This window comes from Georgenia satyanarayanai (assembly GCF_023715365.1).
In the GTDB taxonomy this organism is placed as follows: domain Bacteria; phylum Actinomycetota; class Actinomycetes; order Actinomycetales; family Actinomycetaceae; genus Oceanitalea; species Oceanitalea satyanarayanai_B.
Window position 1 is genome coordinate 48,552 of sequence record NZ_JAMBNZ010000012.1, and the last position, 18,699, is coordinate 67,250.

The 18,699-nt window shown below is 73.0% G+C and carries 12 protein-coding genes and 1 tRNA gene; 5 read left to right on the forward strand and 8 right to left on the reverse strand.

The genetic code is table 11. The features are described from left to right. Positions 1 to 3: 3 nt before the first annotated feature. Positions 4 to 582 carry a protein-L-isoaspartate O-methyltransferase family protein gene (locus M3148_RS13820; RefSeq protein WP_251305293.1) on the reverse strand — a complete coding sequence of 193 codons (579 nt, stop codon included), beginning with the start codon at positions 580 to 582 and terminating at the stop codon, positions 4 to 6. A 45-nt stretch (positions 583 to 627) separates the two neighbouring features. Continuing rightward, positions 628 to 2,538 (reverse strand): LTA synthase family protein, encoded by a 1,911-nt coding sequence (locus tag M3148_RS13825; RefSeq protein WP_251305294.1) that lies wholly within the window; start codon positions 2,536 to 2,538, stop codon positions 628 to 630. Between the two features lie 92 nt (positions 2,539 to 2,630). Here M3148_RS13825 and M3148_RS13830 point away from each other — a divergent pair, with 92 nt between their 5' ends. Next, a complete protein-coding gene (locus M3148_RS13830) occupies positions 2,631 to 5,942 on the forward strand; it encodes an error-prone DNA polymerase (protein ID WP_251305295.1) in 3,312 nt (1,103 codons plus the stop codon). Between the two features lies 1 nt (position 5,943). Here the strand turns inward: M3148_RS13830 and M3148_RS13835 are convergent, their stop codons facing one another. Next, positions 5,944 to 7,323 (reverse strand): AI-2E family transporter, encoded by a 1,380-nt coding sequence (locus M3148_RS13835; RefSeq protein WP_251305296.1) that lies wholly within the window; start codon positions 7,321 to 7,323, stop codon positions 5,944 to 5,946. Positions 7,324 to 7,540: 217 nt separating this feature from the next. Here M3148_RS13835 and M3148_RS13840 point away from each other — a divergent pair. Then, positions 7,541 to 7,626, forward strand: a tRNA-Leu gene (locus M3148_RS13840). 130 nt (positions 7,627 to 7,756) lie between these two features. Here M3148_RS13840 and M3148_RS13845 read toward each other — a convergent pair. Both M3148_RS13845 and M3148_RS13850 read right to left on the reverse strand, forming a co-directional pair. Then, positions 7,757 to 8,605: an MBL fold metallo-hydrolase gene (locus M3148_RS13845; protein ID WP_251305297.1), complete on the reverse strand. Its 849-nt coding sequence runs from the start codon at positions 8,603 to 8,605 to the stop codon at positions 7,757 to 7,759. Positions 8,606 to 8,794: 189 nt separating this feature from the next. Then, a complete protein-coding gene (locus M3148_RS13850) occupies positions 8,795 to 10,360 on the reverse strand; it encodes a cation:proton antiporter (protein ID WP_251305298.1) in 1,566 nt (521 codons plus the stop codon). 163 nt (positions 10,361 to 10,523) lie between these two features. On the opposite strand from M3148_RS13850, the gene M3148_RS13855 reads away from it, so the two are divergent. Then, positions 10,524 to 12,590 carry a peptidoglycan recognition protein family protein gene (locus M3148_RS13855; protein WP_251305299.1) on the forward strand — a complete coding sequence of 689 codons (2,067 nt, stop codon included), beginning with the start codon at positions 10,524 to 10,526 and terminating at the stop codon, positions 12,588 to 12,590. Positions 12,591 to 12,650: 60 nt separating this feature from the next. On the opposite strand, the gene M3148_RS13860 is transcribed toward M3148_RS13855, so the two are convergent. The 3 genes from M3148_RS13860 to M3148_RS13870 form a co-directional block, all read right to left on the reverse strand. Next, on the reverse strand, positions 12,651 to 14,093 hold the full coding sequence (locus M3148_RS13860; protein ID WP_251305300.1) for an alanine/glycine:cation symporter family protein: 1,443 nt from the start codon (positions 14,091 to 14,093) through the stop codon (positions 12,651 to 12,653). A 93-nt stretch (positions 14,094 to 14,186) separates the two neighbouring features. Continuing rightward, positions 14,187 to 14,918 carry a TSUP family transporter gene (locus M3148_RS13865; RefSeq protein ID WP_251305301.1) on the reverse strand — a complete coding sequence of 244 codons (732 nt, stop codon included), beginning with the start codon at positions 14,916 to 14,918 and terminating at the stop codon, positions 14,187 to 14,189. A 27-nt stretch (positions 14,919 to 14,945) separates the two neighbouring features. Next, positions 14,946 to 16,400, reverse strand: coding sequence for a protein adenylyltransferase SelO (locus M3148_RS13870; protein WP_251305302.1), 1,455 nt, complete (start codon positions 16,398 to 16,400; stop codon positions 14,946 to 14,948). 50 nt (positions 16,401 to 16,450) lie between these two features. On the opposite strand from M3148_RS13870, the gene M3148_RS13875 reads away from it, so the two are divergent. Together M3148_RS13875 and M3148_RS13880 are read left to right on the forward strand one after the other, a co-directional pair. Then, positions 16,451 to 17,191, forward strand: a complete 741-nt coding sequence (locus tag M3148_RS13875; protein ID WP_251305303.1) for a DUF429 domain-containing protein — start codon at positions 16,451 to 16,453, stop codon at positions 17,189 to 17,191. Positions 17,192 to 17,266: 75 nt separating this feature from the next. Continuing rightward, positions 17,267 to 18,694 (forward strand): HNH endonuclease, encoded by a 1,428-nt coding sequence (locus M3148_RS13880; RefSeq protein ID WP_251305304.1) that lies wholly within the window; start codon positions 17,267 to 17,269, stop codon positions 18,692 to 18,694. Positions 18,695 to 18,699: the final 5 nt, after the last annotated feature.

Genomic DNA, 18,699 nt, shown 5'->3' on the forward strand with positions numbered 1-18,699 from the left:
CCGTCAGGGCTGGCGCAGGGGCACGAAGCGGTAGGTGCCGAGGGTGCGGGTGGTGAGCTCGCCGCCGGTGAGGTCCGCGACGACGAGCCTGCCGCCCACGGGGGCGACCATGCGGCCGCCGTCGGTGAGCTGGTCGACCAGGGCGTGGGGAAGCCCGCGCGACTCGGCGGAGACGAGGATGCGCTCGAAGGGGGCGCGGAGCGGCAAACCGAGGGCCCCGGGGACCGCCGGCTCGATCACCGCGGTGACACCGACCGCGGCGAGGTTGGCCCGCCCGGTAGCGACGAGCGCCGGCTCGAGCTCGACACCGACCACCTCGCCACCCGGCGCCACGAGCTCGGCGAGGATCGCCGTCGTCCATCCCGAGCCCGAGCCGACGTCCAGCACCCGCTGCCCCGGACGCGCGTCGAGCAGGGTGAGCATCCGGGCCACCGTGCTGGGCTGGGAGCAGGTGGCGTGGTGGCCGATGGGCAGGGGCTGGTCCGCATCCGCGAAGCGGTGCTGCTCGGGCGGGAGGAACGCGCGACGGTCCAGGCCCGACATGGCGCGCTGGACGCGTTGCGCGGCGTCGGCGTCACGCATCTGTCCATCCTCGCGCCGCGCGCGACCGCCGTCGAGCCGGGCGGGTCAGGGCACGGCGAGCAGGGCGTCCGCGGCGTACCGCTCGCCCACCGCCAGGTCGTACTGCACCAGCCGGTAGTCCTCGAGGAGCTGCCGCGCGCGGGGCGAGAGCTCGTCCGCGCTGACCGGCCGGCCCCGCCCGTCGAGCAGCGCTCCGCGCTGGTGCACGGCGACCTCCTGCGAGAGCTCGGTGAGCAGGGCGGCGTACGGGGACACCGGGGCGTCCGCTGCCGCGAGCAGCTGCGGCAGGAGGAGGTTGGGGGTGAGCACCGGCGGGGGCTCGGCGTCGGCGGTGGCGAAGTTCGCCCAGACGAACCACGGCGTCTCCCGCAGCCGCTGCTCCTCGTTTGCCGCGCGTACGCCGTCGGGCAGGGTCGCGGACAGGTGGTCGCCGTAGAAGAGGACGACAGTGCGCTCCTCGAAGCTTTCGAGCTCGGCGACGAGGGCGGCCAGTGCCTCGTCGCTGTGCCGCAGCCCGCGCAGGTAGTGGCCCATCTCCTCGGCCTCCTCCTGCCCGAAGGGTCCGCTCACGTCGATGGGGTCGGGGTAGCTGCCGACGTGCGGGGTGTGGTTCTGCATGGTCACCACGTTGACGAGGAGCGGGTCGGACGCCCCACGCAGCTCGTCGAGCACCTCGCGGTAGGTGGCGGCGTCGGAGATGTAGGGGCTGTTCTCGATCGTCTCCCGGTGGGCCATGTCCTCGCGGAAGGTCGCCCGGTCGAAGCCGAGGTTCGGGTAGACGACGTCCCGCCGGTAGAAGCTCGCCGCGTAGGGGTGGATCGCGAGGGTGCCGTGCGTCTCGCCCAGCGTGCTGGCGATCGAGGGGAACTGCGGGTGGTGGGGAACCAGCTGCGGGAACGGGGAGTTGAGCTGCGGCTGGAAGTTCGTCACGGCCATGCCGGTGAGCACCTCGAACTCCACGGTCGCGGTGCCTCCGCCGATGCCCCGGGCGAGCATCCTGCCCGAGGGGTTCTCCTCCATGAGCGAGCGCGTGAACGGGATCGGGTCCTCGGCCACCTCGACGCCTTCCAGCCACGTCGGGTCGGAGAAGGTCTCACTGAGGACGATGACGACGTTGGTGTCCTCCAGTGCGCCGGCCTGGCGGGTGGCGTTGGTCTCCGCAGCCACCCGCTCGTAGGTGGCGACGAGCGCTGCCATCCGCTCCTCGCCGTAGTCCTCCGGGCGTTCCATCGCGGGCCCGGGCACGTTGTACAGAGCGCCGGCCACGAACCCGTTCTGCGCGTAGTTCTGGACCTGGTTCCACGGCGCCCACGTCACCGGCACGTCCTCGTAGGCCTGGCGGAGCGGGTTGTCCGGGTTGTTGAAGCCGGAGATGACGACGACGCCGGCGATGCCGGCCACGCCGAGCACGAGGCGCGAGCCCCACCGGAACCACCGGCCCTCGCCCCGGCGCCTGCCGCGGCGCCGCCAGGCCACGACCGCGACGGCGGCCAGGCCCACGAGCACGAGGAGGACCGCGCCGAGGGCGAGGGTCGGGCTGATGCCTGCCGACTCGAGAAGCATGCGCGCACTGCGGAGGTACTCGATGTCCGAGGGGAACAGCGGCTCGCTGCGGTGGACCATCTTCTGGTAGTCCGCGACGGCGATGAGTGCGCCTGCCGCGACGGTGAGGATCGCCGTCGCCCACATCGACCCGGTGACCGCGAGGAGGAGAGCGACGAAGGGCCAGACCGTGAGGGCCCCGAGCACGTGCACCCGGGGCGGGAGTGCCGCCCACCGCTCCTCCGGGGTCACCGGGTGGCTGGTCTGCGCGTGGACCAGCTCGATCCCGCGGGCGACGGCGACGGCGAGCACCGCGGTCACCACGAGCGGCAGCACGACGAAGCGCAGGACGTGCCGCAGTGTCCGCGGCGCCGTGCGGGCGAGGGTGTGTCGTCCGGATGAGGTGCTCGTCATCGTTCCTTTGATCGGCCGTGCAGAGGCCTACGTTAACCGTCCGTTCACCCGCGCCGGGTACGGCGTGCCGCTGCAGGCGTACACTCGAACACATGTACGACCAGGGCCCGCGCTACGCCGAGCTGCACGCGCACTCGGCCTTCAGCTTCCTCGACGGCGCCAACCAGCCCGAGGAGCTCGCGGTCGAGGCACACCGCCTGGGGTTGTCGGCCCTGGCCGTCACCGACCACGACGGCCTCTACGGCGTCGTCCGCTTCGCCGAGGCCGCCCGCCGGATCGGGCTGCCCGCCGTCATCGGAGCCGAGCTCACCCTCGGCTCCGCGGAGCGCGCCACCGGCCAGATGGACCCGCCCGGCACCCACCTCCTCGCCCTGGCCCGCGGCCCGCAGGGCTACCGCAGCCTGTCCCGCGCCATCGCCGAGGCGCACCTCGCCACAGGGGAGAAGGGCCGCAGCGACTACCGCCTGCCGGCGCTCGCGGAGGCCGCGGACGGGCAGTGGCTTGTCCTCACCGGCTGCCGCAAGGGCGCGGTGCGCCGCGCCCTGGAGACCGGCGGCCCGGGGGCCGCCCGCACCGCCCTGGACGAGCTCACCTCGCTCTTCGGGCGGGACAACGTCGCCGTCGAGATCACCGACACCGGGGACCCGCTCGACTCCGCCCGCAACGACGCCCTCGCCGAGCTCGCCGCCGCGGCGCGCCTGCCGCTCGTCGCCACCGGCGCCGTCCACTGCGCCCGCCCCGCCGACCAGCCGCTCGCCGACGTCCTCGCCGCGATCCGTGCCCGCGCCACCCTGGAGGAGATCGACGGCTGGCGCCCGGCCACCGCCGCCCACCTGCGCTCGCCGGCGGAGATGGTCGCGATCCACGCCCGCCACCCGCAGGCGGTGACGACGGCGGCGGACCTTGGCACCGAGTGCGCCTTCGACCTCGCGCTCGTGGCTCCCAACCTGCCGCCGCACCCGGTCCCGGCCGGGCACACCGAGGCCACCTGGCTGCGCGAGCTCACCTACCGCGGCGCGGCCGAGCGCTACGGGCCGCGCGGGGCCGAACGCATCCCCGGCGCCTACGCGATGATCGAGCACGAGCTGCAGGTCATCATCGACCTCGACTTCCCCGGCTACTTCCTCATCGTCCACGAGATCGTCGACTTCTGCCGCGCGCAGGGCATCCTGTGCCAGGGCCGCGGCTCGGCGGCCAACTCCGCGGTGTGCTTCGCGCTGGGGATCACCGCCGTCGACGCCGTCCAGCACCGCCTCCTCTTCGAGCGCTTCCTCTCCCCGGGCCGCTCCGGCCCGCCCGACATCGACCTGGACATCGAGTCCGGACGCCGCGAGGAGGTCATCCAGTTCGTCTACGAGCGCTACGGACGCACCCACGCCGCGCAGGTCGCCAACGTCATCTCCTACCGGCCCCGCTCGGCGGTCCGCGACGCCGCCCGCGCCCTCGGCTACGACCTCGGGCAGCAGGACGCGTGGAGCAAGTCCATCGAGCGGTGGCGCAGCCTGCGCAACCCCGACGACGGCGGTGACGCGCGCGGGGCCCGTGACGGTCGCGGGCCCTCACCCGCCGACGACGTCGCCGGCATCCCCGCCGACGTCGTCGACATCGCCGAGCAGATGCTGCGCCTGCCCCGCCACCTGGGCATCCACTCCGGGGGGATGGTGCTGTGCGACCGTCCCGTCGTCGAGGTCTGCCCGGTGGAGTGGGCCACGATGCCCGGCCGCACCGTCCTGCAGTGGGACAAGGACGACTGCGCCGACGCCGGCCTGGTGAAGTTCGACCTCCTCGGCCTGGGCATGCTCACCGCCCTGCGCCTGGCCTTCGCCGAGGTCAACGCGCACGCGGCGCCCGGCACCCCGCCGGTGGGCCTGCACTCCCTGCCGCAGGAGGACCCCCGCGTCTACGACCTGCTGTGCGCGGCGGACACCGTGGGCCTGTTCCAGGTCGAGTCCCGCGCCCAGATGGCCACCTTGCCGCGCCTGCGGCCACGCTGCTTCTACGACATCGTCGTCGAGGTCGCGCTCATCCGCCCCGGCCCGATCCAGGGCGACTCGGTCAACCCGTACATCAACCGCCGTCGTGGCCGGGAGAAGGTCACCTACCTCCACCCGCTGCTCGAGCCGGCGCTGTCCAAGACCCTCGGGGTGCCACTGTTCCAGGAGCAGCTCATGCAGATCGCCATCGACGTCGCGGACTTCAGCCCGGGGGAGGCCGACCAGCTGCGCAAGGCGATGGGCTCCAAGCGTTCCACCGAGCGGATGGAGGCGCTGCGCGGACGGCTCCTCGAGGGCATGGCTCGCAAGGGCGTCACCGGTGCCGTCGCGGACCAGATCTACGACAAGCTCAAGGCCTTTGCGGACTTCGGCTTCCCCGAGTCCCACGCCTTCTCCTTCGCCTACCTCGTCTACGCCAGCGCGTGGCTCAAGGTCCACCATCCCGAGGCCTTCTACGCGGCGCTCCTCGCCGCGCAGCCGATGGGCTTCTACTCCCCGCAGAGCCTCGTCGCCGACGCCCGCCGCCACGGCGTGCGGGTGCTGCGGGCGGACGTGCAGACCTCCCAGGCCCAGGCCGTGGTGCAGCGCGGGCAGGGTCCAGCTCTCGGCGAGGTGAGGACCGCCCCCGCGCCGACAGCTGGATCACGCCCGCCCGAGGACGTGCCGCGGGACGTGGGCAGCGGGCGGCCGCTGGTCCACCCGCACCCCCACCTGGCCGTCCGGCTGGGGCTGGCCCCGGTCCGCGGCATCGGGGAGAAGACGGCCGAGCGGGTCGCGGCCGAGCGGGAGGCGAACGGTCCCTTCGCCGACATCGCGGACCTCGCCCGGCGGGTGCGGCTCACCGCCGCCCAGCTCGAGGCCCTGGCCACGGCCGGCGCGCTGGACTGCTTCGGCCTGGAGCGGCGCGCGGCACTGTGGGCCGCGGGGGTGCTGGCGGGGGAGCACACCACCCTGCCGCACACCGCCGTCGGCTTCGAGGCCCCGATGCTGCCGGGGATGGACGAGCTGGAGACCGCCGTCGCCGACGTGTGGGCCACCGGGGTGTCCACCGACAGCTTCCCCACCCAGTTCCTGCGCCCCGAGCTCACCGCCCAGGGGATCGCCAGCATCGGCGGGCTGGCCACCGCCGAGGTGGGCAGCAGGGTGGAGGTGGCCGGCGTCGTCACCCACCGGCAGCGGCCCGGGACGGCGGGCGGCGTCACCTTCCTCTCCCTGGAGGACGAGACGGGGCTGCTCAACGTCGTGTGCAGCCCCGGGCTGTGGGCGCGATACCGGCAGACGGCGCGCACGAGCGCGGCCCTCGTGGTGCGCGGGACGGTGGAACGGGGCGACGGCGTGCTCAACCTCGTCGCCGACCACGTGCGCGACCTCCCGCTCCGGGTGGCCTCGCGCTCCCGGGACTTCCGCTGAGTCAGCCCCGCACGGCGCCGACGCTCGGCCGGCCCTCGGCGGCCTCGTCGGTGCCGCGCTCGTTGTGCCGCTGACGACGGCGCTGGACGTCCTCGGCGATGCCGCGAGGGTCGGGCAGGTCGCCCTCGACGGGCGGGTCGGGTTCGTGCAGCGCGGAGTAGACCGCCCAGAGGACGGCCAGGACGGGGATGGCGATGATGGCGCCCAGCAGGCCGGCGAGGAAGGTGCCCGCCGTGACGCCGAGGGCGACGACGACCGGGTGGAGCGAGACCTGCCGGCCCATGACGAGCGGCTGGAGCAGGTGTCCTTCGATCTGCCCGATGAGTGCGATGCCGATCGTCACGATGAGGGCGTCGACGATGCCGCCGGCGGCCAGCGCGACGACGGCCGCGATGACCATCGCGGCCGGGGCCCCGATGAGCGGGATGAAGGCGCCGATGAAGACGAGCACCGCGAGCGGGGCGGCGAGCGGCACCCCGACGATGGCGAGGAGGATGAAGGCGAGGACGCCGTCGGCGAAGGCGATGATGACCGTGCCGCGCGCGTAGCCGGCGAAGGTGTACCAGCCCGAGCTCGCGGCCCGGTGGACGCTCTCCCTGGACCGGGCCGGCAGCTGGTTGATGAACCAGCGCCACATGTCCCCGCCGCGCAGGAGGAAGAACACCGTGGCAAAGATGCTCAGCGCGAGGACGGTGAAGATCAGGGCGACGGCGCCGGCGTTGCTCAGCACCTGGCCGGCGAGAGTGCCGGCGTTCTGCGACACGTAGTTCTGGGCCTCCGCGACGAGACCGTTGATCCAGTCGTAGATCTCGGCCTGGGTGAAGTGGATCGGCAGCGGCCCGGTCTCGAGGAAATCAAAGATGTCGTCGATGCCCTGGCTGAACTGGTCGGCGAGGTCCTCCCACTGCCCGGCCACCGAGGTGATGACGTAGGTGAAGATGCCGGCGACGACGGCGAGCGAGCCGAGCATGGCGACGGCGGTGGCCAGGGCGCGTGGCATCACCCGCGCGAGGGCGCTCACCACCGGGTAGAGCACGGAGGTGATGACGAGCGCCACGAAGACGGCGATGAACACCGCCTGGATCCGCGTGGTCGCGAAGACCGCCATCGCCACGACGATGACGATCCCGACGAACAACCAGGCCATGAGGCCGTAGCGGCGCAGCCACCGGGGGACGTCGAAGGGATCGCGCTCGGCGTGCATCGCCCGTTCCGGCATGCGCCGCACCGACACCCGTGACACCGACGACGACGCGCGAGGCATCCGGGCGGCACGTGCCGGGCTCCGGTCCGCCGGTGAGGACGACGACGGCGTGGCGCCGTGGGCGGGCGGGCCGCCCGGCTCCGGTCGGCGGGTGCGAACCTTGCCGAAAAGCCTCATCGGGCGGCCTCCTCGTGTGCTGGACGTGCCCAGTGTGGCTCACCGCGCGCCCCACAGCCCGACGACACGGCCGACCCCGCACGGGCATGCCGGGACGGCCGGCGGTGGCGCTCGCCACACTCCGCCCGGAACGACCGCTGGAGTTCGAGACGGCCCTCGCGGCCGTGCTATCTTTTGGGACGTCGCCAGGGGCCCAGGCTGCTGGAGGACACCACTCGTCCGGGTGGCGGAATAGGTAGACGCGCTAGCTTGAGGTGCTAGTGCCCGTATTAGGGCGTGGGGGTTCAAGTCCCCCCTCGGACACAGGCACGGCCCGCAGGATCTCAGATCCCGCGGGCCTTTCTGCATGCTGCGTGTGCACCTGAGATTTCGGCGGCGGATCGGGACGTGCGCCACAACGGGCCTCAGGGGTCCGGGCGCGCCGGAGGACCGCTCAGGTCAGGTCGTCGTGCTCGCCGCTGACCCACTCGATGTACCGCTGCGCCGAGCGCTCGACGACCTCACCGGCGCCCTCGGGGACGACTCCGCGGAAGTTGTTGTAGAGCCGCTCGAACTCGAGCCGCTCCACCTGGTCGGCGATCCGCCGGACCACGGCGGCGGACAGCGGGATGCGGTTCGGATAGCTGCGCAGGAAGCTGACGGTCCGCCCCTCGGGGCCGGGGAAGATGCCGTCGCCCGCCAGCAGGACGCCCTGCCCGTCGACACCCGTGACGAGGGCGACCGTGCTGCCGGGGAAGTGGCCGCCGATCTGCTCCAGGTGCACGTCCGGCACGATCTCGTGCGCCTCGTCCCACAGCCGCACCGCCGGCGCGCGAAGGGGGAGGAAGGAGGCGTCGGCGCGGGCGACGAGGATCGGCGCGTCGGCGAAAACGCGGCTGTAGAGCGACTGCACGCCGTACATGTGCGGATGGCTCGCGACGATGGCCGCTAGTCGGCCGCGGGACGCGATGGCGTCCACGGCATCGTCGTCGATGAGGCCGGGGACGTCGAACAGCACGTTGCCGTGGTCGGTGACGACGAGCTTGCCGATCTGGCCGATGCCCACGGACGGCTCCGTCCCGATCCCGAGCAGCCCCGGCTCGAGCTCCTCGACGACGGTGCGGTGCCCGGCCTCGAGGAGCCGGCCCACCGTGGTCCATGCCTGGCCGCTGCGCGGAACCCACTGCCGCTCGTCGGCGCAGATGACGCACACGTCCGGCAGCGGCTCCCGTCCGTACTCGACCGCGCAGGTGGCACAGACGACGTGGTCTGCGGTCCGGAGAAGGGCGGTGGACTCACTCATGTCGATCCTCGACTCCTCGATCGTGCCCGTCGTGGGGATGGGGTCAGCCCGAGGCTAGTCCCCGGCCGACCGGCGCGGGCCGGTCCTGGACCCAGGGGACAACGACGGCGTGCGGGAGGCGGTCGATATCCCCCACACGTTCCCCGGACTACCAGGAGGCCTACCTCTCGGCGAGCTGGCCGCGAGGCCTCAGTGGCGGCTGCGCAGGTCGAGCTCACGCAGCACCCGGTCGGCGACCTCGGGATCGACGCCGGGCTCGTTGCGGGCGCGCACGACCTCTTCGCGCGCCACGCGGAAGGCGTCCGCCTGGAGGGCCGTGGCGATCTTGCGCCGCTTTCGAAACTCCTTGATCCGGTCGTTGTACTCGTGTGGGAGCTCCCCGGCGACGGCGTCGTCGAGGTGCCCGAGAGCCTGCTCGATACGGGCCGCCGCCTCCTCGGGCAGCTCCCCGGACCGGCTCAGCGCACGCAGGTGCGCCACGGCCGCCCGACTGGCTCGCGCGATGAGCTCACGCTCGGCCCGCTGCTCGGCCTCGTGGGCACCCTGCACGCCCAGCACCCGCACCAGGGCCGGCAGGGTGAGGGCGGGCAGGACGAGTGTGACGAGGACGACGGCGGCAGCGATGACGAGGATCTCGGGGCGGGACTCCAGTGGTCCGTCCGCCCCGACGGTGGGGATCGCCAGCGCGAGGGCGAGTGTCGCCAGACCGCGCATCCCGCCCCACGTGAGGATGAGGGACTCCTGCCAGGTCCGCGGCGCCACCCACGGGTCTTGCGCCCGGCGGTTGAGGAGGAGCAGCAGGAGGAGCCAGGCCGCCCGGACGCCGACGACGACGGTGCAGACAAGCGCGGCGTGGCCGACCATGCGGCCCAGCTCCGGACCGGCCTCGGCGACGACCTGGTGCAGCTCGACCCCGATGAGGCCGAAGGCCACCCCCGTGACGAGGAGCTCGATGACGTCCCAGAACGCGCGCCCGGTCAGCCGGTCCTCGACGTCGTCGCCGCCTCGAGTGCTCGCCGTCTGGACCGCCGCGACGACGACGGCGACCACCCCGGAGGCGTGCAGCTCCTCGGCGAGGATGTAGACGGCGAAGGGCAGGACGAGAGTGATCGCATTTCGCCCGGCGACGTCGGCGACGCGGTCCGACAGCCATCCGCCGGCGGTCGCTGCGGCGAGCCCGAGCCCGACGGCGAGCACGAGTCCCAGGGCGAACTCACCGAGGACGTCGATGCCGAAGGGCCGGCCGGTCTGCGTCGAGGCGATGGCCGCGGTGAAGACGACGATGGCGACGGCGTCGTTGAACAGCCCTTCGCTCTGTAGTGTGGTGGTGAGGCGGCGGGGAATGCCCACGGGTCCGGCGATCGCCTCGACGGCCACCGGGTCGGGAGGGGCGACGGCAGCGCCGATCGCGATCGCGGCGGCGACCGTGACACCCGGGACGACGGCGAGGACGGTCCCCGCGACGGCGGCGATCGTGATCGTCGTCAGCACGAGGGCCAGCCCGACGACGGCACGCCACCGGCTGCGCAGCAACGACCAGGAGGTGCGCTGCGCGGTGGCGTAGAGGAGCGGCGGCAGGAAGAGCGGCAGGATGAGGTGGGGGTCGATGGTCACCTCTCGCCAGGCGGGGACCAGGCCCACGAGCATCGCCATGACCACCATGAGCGCCGGCCAGGGGAGCCGGAGCCGCTCACCGACTCCGACCAGGATGATGGCGCCGAGCATGAGGACGATGACCAGCACGAGAAGGTCCATCGCCACAGCGTAGGGACCACCTGTGCAGTGGCCCCGTCGCGAGTGTGGCCACGAGTACGCAGGAGACACGAGCCGATGCCTCAATCGTGGTCAACACCTGCCGATACTGCTGGGGACGCCTCCGTGCGCCCCCACCGCCCGCAACCCGGAAGTTCGTCTCTCCATGCCACTGTCCAGGGCTGTCCGCCCCACCCTCGTCATCACCTCGCTGCTCCTCGCCGGCACGGTCCCCGCCGCGGCCGAGGCCGTCCCGCAGGAGCCGATCACCGTCGTCGCCCTCACCGCCGCGGACGGCAGCCTCACCGGGCTCGCCGACCAGGGGCTGCAGCCGCTGCAGCACGGTGCGCGTTCCATGCGCACGATGGCTGACACCGACGACGTCGCCGTCCTCACCGCGCCCATCGCCACCGAGGAGTTCTACGTCGCCGGCGTCACGTGGGACGGCGCCGACTCGCTCCCGCAGGACGCCGCCGTCTTCATCCGCGTGATGGAGGGCGGGCAGTGGCGGGACTGGGCGCAGCTCGAGGTCGAGAGCGTGGCCGACGAGCAGGGCACCACAGGAGGCACCGAGCCCTACATCGCCGCGGGCGCGGAGGCGGTCCAGGTCCAGATCACCGGGGACGCCGACCAGCTGCCCGGCAACGTCCGCCTCAGTCTGACTCCGGAGTGGCCGGGGCAGGAGGAGAGGGTGCTCGAGCAGGACGCCCCGGCGCCTGATCTGCCACCAAGCACCGACCCGCTCGCTCCCGTGCCTGCGGCCGCGCTGCCCTTCCAGCAGCAGACCGCGCGTGCCTCCGCAGCCCCGGCCACCGAGGCCACCGTGCAGGCCGCCGGCGCCAGCCGGGCCGTGGCAGCAGTGCCGCGCCCCTCGATCACCAGCCGCGCCGGCTGGGGAGCGAGTGAGTCGCAGATGACGTGGCGCCCGTCCTACGCAGACCTGCGCGCCACCGTCATCCACCACACGGCCGGGACCAACAACTACACCCAGGCCCAAAGCGCCAGCATCGTGCGGGGCATCTACAGCTACCACGCCGTCAGCCGTGGGTGGGGCGACATCGGCTACAACTTCCTCATCGACAAGTGGGGACGAATCTACGAGGGTCGCAGCGGCTCGCTCGCCTCGCCCACCGGCAAGATGCCCGTCGGTGCGCACGCGGCCCCGTTCAACACCGGCACCGTGGGTCTGAGCGTCATGGGCGACTACACCAAGGTCGGCGTCCCGGCCGCGGCGATGAACGCCATGGTCGACATCCTCGCCTGGCAGTTCGGGCGCGCGGGCCTGGACGCGACGGCGAGCTCGGGCCTGGTCTCCCCGGGCACCTACGCCCGCCCCAAGGGCCAGCGTCTGGGCCGGGTCTTCGCCCACCGCGACGTCTCCGCCACCGCCTGCCCCGGTGACGACATCTACTCCCGCATGGGCTGGCTGGCCCGCGCCACCGAGCAGCGCGTCGGCTCCGCCACCCCGGCTCCAGGGCCGAACCCGGGGCCGAACCCGGGGTCCACCCCGGGATCCACCCCCGGGTCCACGCCGCCGGCCCCGCCGAAGCCCGTGATCGGCCGGGTGTACCTCAACAACGGCTGGGGCAGCGTGGCGGACATCGAGTACGCCTTCGACGGTGCGGGCGCCGAGATCCTCGTCGGCGACTGGGACGGCAACGGCACCGACACCCTGGGAAGGCGGCGAGGGAGCCGGTTCGACGTGTACAACCAGAACACCGCCGCCGCGCCGCCGTGGACGATCAGCTTCGGCCGGACGGACGACGAAGTGTTCATCGGCGACTGGAACGGCGACGGCAAGGACTCCATCGCAGTCCGCCGCGGCACGACCTTCTACGTGAAGAACAAGGTGCTGGGTGGCGAGGCCGACCACGTCTTCGCCTACGGCAAGGTCGGCGACGAGGTGCTGGTCGGTGACTGGAACGGGGACGGCACGGACACCTTCGCCGTCCGCCGCGAGGGCGTCCTCTACGTGAAGAACAGCGTCAGCGGCGGACGGGCGGACCAGGAGCTCGTCTACGGACGCCCCGGTGACGTCATGCTCGTGGGGGACTGGAACGGTGACGGCAAGGACACCTTCGCCGTCCGTCGCGGGAGCACGTACTACGTCAAGGACCGCATCGCGGGGGGCCCGGCTGATCGCGAGATCCACTACGGACGAGAGAACGACGTCATCCTCGTCGGCGACTGGAACGGTGACCGGTCCGACACCCTCGGGGTCTATCGCCCCTGACAGGCCCCGCGGCCGGCGTGCTCGGCATCCTGGAGCGCGCCGGCCGCGTCGCACGCCCGGTCACCGGGTGAGGACCTCGCCGGCGAAGGGGCTCGGGGAGAAGGCCCGCACCTCCTCGGTGGTGGCGGTGAGCGCCGGGTCGTTGGCCAGGTAGTTCTTCGTCTCCCGCGCCACGAGCCCGGAGAGGATGACGAGGCCGATGAGGTTGGGGATGGCCATGAGGCCGTTCATGACGTCGGAGAAGTTCCACACCACCTCGAGGGACACGGTGCAGCCGATGTAGACGACGAGGGAGAAGACCACGCGGTAGGGCATGACGCCGGGGCGCCCGACAAGCCGCTCGATGCAGCGCTCCCCGTAGTACGCCCAACCGAGCACGGTCGAGAAGGCGAACATCGCCAGGGCGACCGTCACGATGTAGTGGCCCCAGTCACCGGGCAGGCCGTGGGAGAAGGCCTCGCCCGTCATCGTGGCCGCGCCGTCCTCACCCGTGTCCCACACCCCGGTCGTCACGATGACCAGGCCCGTGAAGGTGACGACGACGATCGTGTCGATGAAGGTCTGCGTCATCGACACGAGCGCCTGGCGCACTGGGTGGGAGGTCTTGGCCGCCGCGGCTGCGATCGCGGCCGAACCCATGCCGGACTCGTTGGAGAACATGCCGCGGGCGGCGCCCATCTGGACGGCGATGATGATCGTCGAGCCGACGAAGCCTCCGGTGGCGGCCGTGCCGGAGAAGGCGTCGGTGAAGATGAGGGCGATGGCGGCGGGCAGGTCGGCGACGTTGACGACGAGGATGAACAGCGCACCGAGGACGTAGAAGACGATCATGATCGGCACGAAGCCGGCCGTGACGCGCCCGATCGACTTGATGCCCCCGACGAGGACGACCAGCGCGAAGACACTGAGCACGACGCCCGTGACCCACGGCGGGACGCCGAAGGAGCGGTCGAGGTTGCTCGCCACCGAGTTGCCCTGTGTCATGTTGCCGATGCCGAAGGAGGCGATGATGGCTGCGACGGTGAACGCGAGGCCCAGCACCTTGCCCAGCGGGCCGCGGATGCCGCGCTCCAGGTAGTACTGCGGGCCGCCGGACTTCTCCCCGGCCGCGTCGGTGCGCCGGTAGTAGACGCCCAGGAAGGCCTCGGTGTACTTCGATGCCATGCCCACCAGGCCGGTGACCCACATCCAGAAGAGCGCCCCGGGACCACCGATCGCGATAGCCGTCGCGACGCCGACGATGTTGCCTGTCCCGACGGTCGCGGCCAGGGCGGTGGTGAGCGCCTGGAACTGGGAGACGTCACCGTCGTCGGCGCCCACGTCGCGGCGCTTGATGATGCCGAGGCGGAGTGCGGCGCCGAGCTTGCGGAACTGCAGGCCGCGCAGTCGGATCGAGAGGAAGAGACCGACGCCGAAGAGCAGTGGGATGAGGACGAAGGGCCCCCACACCACTCCGGAGACCTCGCCGAAGAAGGCGCTGAGGTCGGCGCCGAGCTGGTCCATGTGATCTCCCCGGGACGTCGTGCGACAGGTGGCTGGGCGTCACTGTGCCACGGGTCACAGACATCGGTGGTGAACTTGCCCGGGCGAGTTGCGTCAGGTGACGGCGAGGATCCCGCGCACGAGGGTCGCCGTCGCACCGAGGACGACGACGGCGACGGCGACCCGTCGCGCCGTCGTCGCCGGCACGTGGCGGGCCACCCGGCCCCCGACGAGCACGCCCACCGGCACAGCGGCCACCGCGGCGACGACGAGCGGCCATCCCGGCAGCCCTCCCGCGGCGGCGCCGGTCACCGTCTTCGTCAGCAGCGAGACGAGGCCCATGGTGAGGAAGATGGGCTGCAACGTGGCGGCGAAGGCCCGCTGCGGCCAGCTGGTGGCCTGGGCGTAGACGAGGACGGCGGGCCCGCCGACGCCCACCGCGGTGTTGAGGAAGCCGCCGGTGAGCCCGGCGACGGGCGCGGCGGCGCGGCCGAGGTCGGGCAGCTGCCAGGCCAGCGCCATCGGGGCGAGGGCGATGAGGAGCGCGGCGCCGATGACCACCTCCAGCCAGCCGGCGTCCGCGGCGCGGACGAGCAGCGCGGCCGGGATGGAGCCGAGGATGATCGTCGGGGCAATGCGGAGGAAACGCGCCCAGTCGATGTCGGCGCGCATGACCACGGTGAGGGCGAGCGCGGACACGACCGTCGTGATGTTGGTGAGGACCACCCCGGCCACCGGGCCGATGAGCAGGACGAAGGTGGGGGAGACGACGAGGCCGGTGCCCATGCCGCTCGTGCGCTGGAGCACCGCGCCGAGCACGACGGCACCCAGCACGGCAGCGAGCACCCAGACCTCCACGTCCCGTCCGGGCCGTCAGGTGCCGCAGTAGGTGACGAACGGCGTCTCCGGAGGCGCCGGGAGGGTGTAGCGCTCGAGGCCGGGACGCTCCTCGTAAGGGCGGGTGACGACGTCGAGCAGCTCGCGGACCGGGCCGAGGTCCCCGGCGGTGGCCGCGTCGAGCGCCTCCTCGAGGAGGTGGTTGCGCGGGATGTAGACGGGGTTGTGGCGCTCCATGAGGGCCGGGTCCGGGTCCACCGCCCGCCACTGCTCGAGCCACCGGGCGAGCCGGGCGTCGAAGCCGGGCAGCTCGCGCACCGCGGCCGGGTCCCCCTGCGCCGCGGAGGTGAGGGCGCGGAAGAAGGTCGTGTGGTCCGGACGGGCGGCGACGAGGAGCGCGGCGAGGTCGGCGACGAGCCGGTCCGCGCCGTCGTCGTCCCCTGAGAGCCCGAGCTTGGCCCGCATGCCGGCCGTCCACGCGGCGCTGTACCGGGCGGGGAAGGTGTTGACGAGGTCGGTGAGGACGCGGACCGCCTCCTCCTCGTCGGTGTGGACGAGGGGCAGGAGCGCCTCGGCGAGGCGGGCGAGGTTCCACTGCGCGATGACCGGCTGGTTGCCGTAGGCGTAGCGCCCGCGGGCGTCGATGGAGCTGAAGACGGTGTCCGGGTCGACGGCCTCCATGAAGGCGCACGGCCCGTAGTCGATGGTCTCCCCGGAGATCGTCATGTTGTCGGTGTTCATCACGCCGTGGACGAAGCCGACGAGCATCCACCGCGCCACGAGCGAGGCCTGCGAGTCCATGACCGCCTCGAGGAGCGCGAGGTAGGGGTCGTCCGCCGTGGCGGCGCGAGGGTGGTGGCGGGCGATCGCGTGGTCGGCGAGGCGTCGCAGCAGCTCGAGGTCACCGGTGGCGCGCGCGTACTGGAAAGTCCCCACGCGCAGGTGACTGGCCGCGATGCGGGCGAGGACCGCCCCGGGCAGCAGTGTCTCGCGCCGCACCGTGGCGCCGGTGGCGACGACGGCGAGGGAGCGGGTGGTGGGCACGCCCAGCGCGTGCATCGCCTCGCTGACGACGTACTCGCGCAGCATCGGGCCGACGGCGGCCAGACCGTCACCGCCGCGGGCGAAGGGCGTGGGGCCCGAGCCCTTGAGGTGGAGGTCGCGGACCGCACCGCTCGTGTCGGTGAGCTCGCCGAGGAGCAGGGCACGGCCATCGCCCAGGCGCGGGGAGTAGGAGCCGAACTGGTGACCTGCGTAGGCCATGGCGACGGGCGTGGCGCCGTCGGGCACGGTGGTGCCGACGAGCAGGCCCATGCCCTCGGGGGTGCGCAGCTCCTCGGGGTCGAGGCCGAGCTCGCCGGCGAGCGGCTCGTTGAGGAGGAGCAGCGTGGGCGTCGGCACGCCGGCCGCGCGCCACGGGACCACGAGCTCGGGGAGCTCGCGGGCGTAGCGGTCACCGAGGACGTGGCTGGTGGGAGCGGTGGTGCTCATCGCTTGACGATACGTCGGTGGTCGCGCGGCTGCTCGGTACGGTTCGTCACGTGCACATCGGCATCGACCTGGCCTGGAACACCCGTCGTCGCACTGGCCTGGCGGCGGTGGACGACGCCGGCGCGCTCGTCGCGTCCGGCAGTGCGGTGAGCGACGCGGAGATCGACGACTGGCTCGCGGGGCTGCCGGCGCCCGTCGTCACCGTCGCGATCGACGCGCCGCTCGTCGTCGTCAACGCCACGGGGATGCGCGAGTGCGAGAAGCAGGTGGGCAGGGCCTACGGCCGCTACGACGCGAGCTGCCACGCGAGCAACCGCTCGATCCCGTACTTCGACCCGCCGCGCGCGTGGACCCTCGCCGAGCGGCACTGGTGGGCGACCGACCCGGCGCACCGGGGAAGCGTCGAGCGGCCCGCGGCGATCGAGGTGTACCCGCACGCCGCCATGGTTGGGTTGTTCGGGCTCGGCCGGATTCTTAAGTACAAGCGCGGTCCGGTGCTCGCGCGGCGGGCGGCGCTGGTCGAGCTGCTCGAGCGGATGGAGGGCATTGCCGTGCTCGGGCCGTCCGGGAACGCCCGGTGGCGCGAGGTCCGGCAGGCGATCGAGGAGGCCACGCGCCCCACGCACCTGGACCGGGTGGAGGACGAGATCGACGCCGTCATGTGCGCGCACCTCGCCTGGCGCTGGCACCGAGCGCCCCAGTCCCTGCACGTGTTCGGCGACGCGGAGCGCGGCTACATCGTCGCGCCGCCGCCGCCCAGTCACCCGGCTCGGATGGCGGACGACGGCTGACGCCGAACACGTGGTGACCAGGCTGCCCGTACCGGTCGCGGCCGGATGTCAGACCCCCTCTGTAACGTCGATCACATGGACGACGACGGCGCAGCACCGGGCGGTGAGAGGCTCACCTCCGCCGCCGGCAGCGTGCCGGCGGGCGCGCTCGCCGTGGCGGTGCTCGAGTCGTGGCGGGGTGTGCTGGGCGAGGTCAGGACCATCTCCGACGCCGAGCGCGTCGACCTCATCCGGGCGCTGGAGGAGCTGAAGTCGGCCGCGTGCGCGGCACAGGCGCAGCTCTCGGTGGAGCTGGACGCCTCCCAGCGTGCGGAGCAGGCGCGGGCCGGTGTCCCGCTGTCCCGCCGGGGCGCGGGCATCGGGGCGCAGGTCGCCCTCGCCCGGCGCGAGTCCCCGCACCGCGGCGGACGGCTGCTCGGGCTCGCCAAGGCGCTCGTCGTCGAGATGCCGCACACCTACCGGGCGCTGCAGCAAGGCCTTCTCAGCGAGTGGCGGGCCACCCTGCTCGTCCGCGAGTCGGCCTGCCTCTCCGTCGAGGACCGCACCGCGTTCGACGCCGAGATGGCGGGGGACCCGGCGCAGCTGGAGGGACTGGGGGACCGGCAGCTGGTCGCCCGGGCCAAGAGGGTCGCCTACCGGCTCGACGCCGCCTCGGTGGTCCGCCGCGCGCGCAAGGCGGAGAGCGAGCGCTGCGTGAGCCTGCGGCCCGCCCCGGACACGATGAGCTACCTGACCGGCTTGCTGCCCGTCACGCAGGGTGTGGCGGTCCTCGCCGCGCTCACCAAGGCCGCGGACTCCGCGCGGGCCCGGGGGGATGAGCGCAGCCGGGGGCAGGTCATGGCCGACACCCTCGTCGAGCGGGTCACCGGCCAGGAGACGGCGGACGCCGTGCCAGTCGAGGTGCAGCTCGTCATGACCGAGCGCACGCTCCTCGCCGGCGATGACGAACCCGCCCACATCCCCGGGTACGGGACCGTCCCGGGCGGCTGGGCGCGGCGCCTGGTGGCCCGCCGGCTGGGTACGCCGGAGCTCGCGGGCCTTGGCCGCCACACCCGCGTGTGGCTGCGCCGGCTCTTCACCTCCCCGACTACCGGCCAGCTCGTCCGGATGGACTCGCGCCGCCGCACCGTGCCACCCGGCCTCGCGCGTTTCATCGCCGCGCGGGACCAGACGTGCCGTACCCCGTGGTGCGACGCGCCCGTCCGGCACGTCGACCACGTCGTCCCCTGGAGCGAGGGCGGGAAGACCGGGGCGGACGGCCTGGAGGGCTACTGCGAGGCGTGCAACTACGCCAAGCAGGCACCCGGCTGGCGCACCCGCGCCGGACCGCCCGGTGACGAGAGCGGCCACGTCGTGGAGACCACCAGCCCCACCGGGCACCGTTACCGCTCCTGGGCGCCGGCCCTTCCCGGCCACCCGCCGCCGGACGAGCGCGAGTCGGCGCACACGGACCGGGACAGCGCCGCCGAGCGCTACCTCCTCGACCTCCACCGCGTCGCCTGAACCGG

Excerpts from the sequence above, each read along its gene's own strand:
- M3148_RS13830 (WP_251305295.1), top strand. The coding sequence starts at position 2,631 with ATGTACGACCAGGGCCCGCGCTACGCCGAGCTGCACGCGCACTCGGCC.
- M3148_RS13825 (WP_251305294.1), bottom strand. The coding sequence starts at position 2,538 with ATGACGAGCACCTCATCCGGACGACACACCCTCGCCCGCACGGCGCCG.
- M3148_RS13855 (WP_251305299.1), top strand. The coding sequence starts at position 10,524 with ATGCCACTGTCCAGGGCTGTCCGCCCCACCCTCGTCATCACCTCGCTG.
- M3148_RS13870 (WP_251305302.1), bottom strand. The coding sequence starts at position 16,400 with ATGAGCACCACCGCTCCCACCAGCCACGTCCTCGGTGACCGCTACGCC.
- M3148_RS13880 (WP_251305304.1), top strand. The coding sequence starts at position 17,267 with ATGGACGACGACGGCGCAGCACCGGGCGGTGAGAGGCTCACCTCCGCC.
- M3148_RS13845 (WP_251305297.1), bottom strand. The coding sequence starts at position 8,605 with ATGAGTGAGTCCACCGCCCTTCTCCGGACCGCAGACCACGTCGTCTGT.
- M3148_RS13835 (WP_251305296.1), bottom strand. The coding sequence starts at position 7,323 with ATGAGGCTTTTCGGCAAGGTTCGCACCCGCCGACCGGAGCCGGGCGGC.
- M3148_RS13820 (WP_251305293.1), bottom strand. The coding sequence starts at position 582 with ATGCGTGACGCCGACGCCGCGCAACGCGTCCAGCGCGCCATGTCGGGC.
- M3148_RS13850 (WP_251305298.1), bottom strand. The coding sequence starts at position 10,360 with ATGGACCTTCTCGTGCTGGTCATCGTCCTCATGCTCGGCGCCATCATC.
- M3148_RS13860 (WP_251305300.1), bottom strand. The coding sequence starts at position 14,093 with ATGGACCAGCTCGGCGCCGACCTCAGCGCCTTCTTCGGCGAGGTCTCC.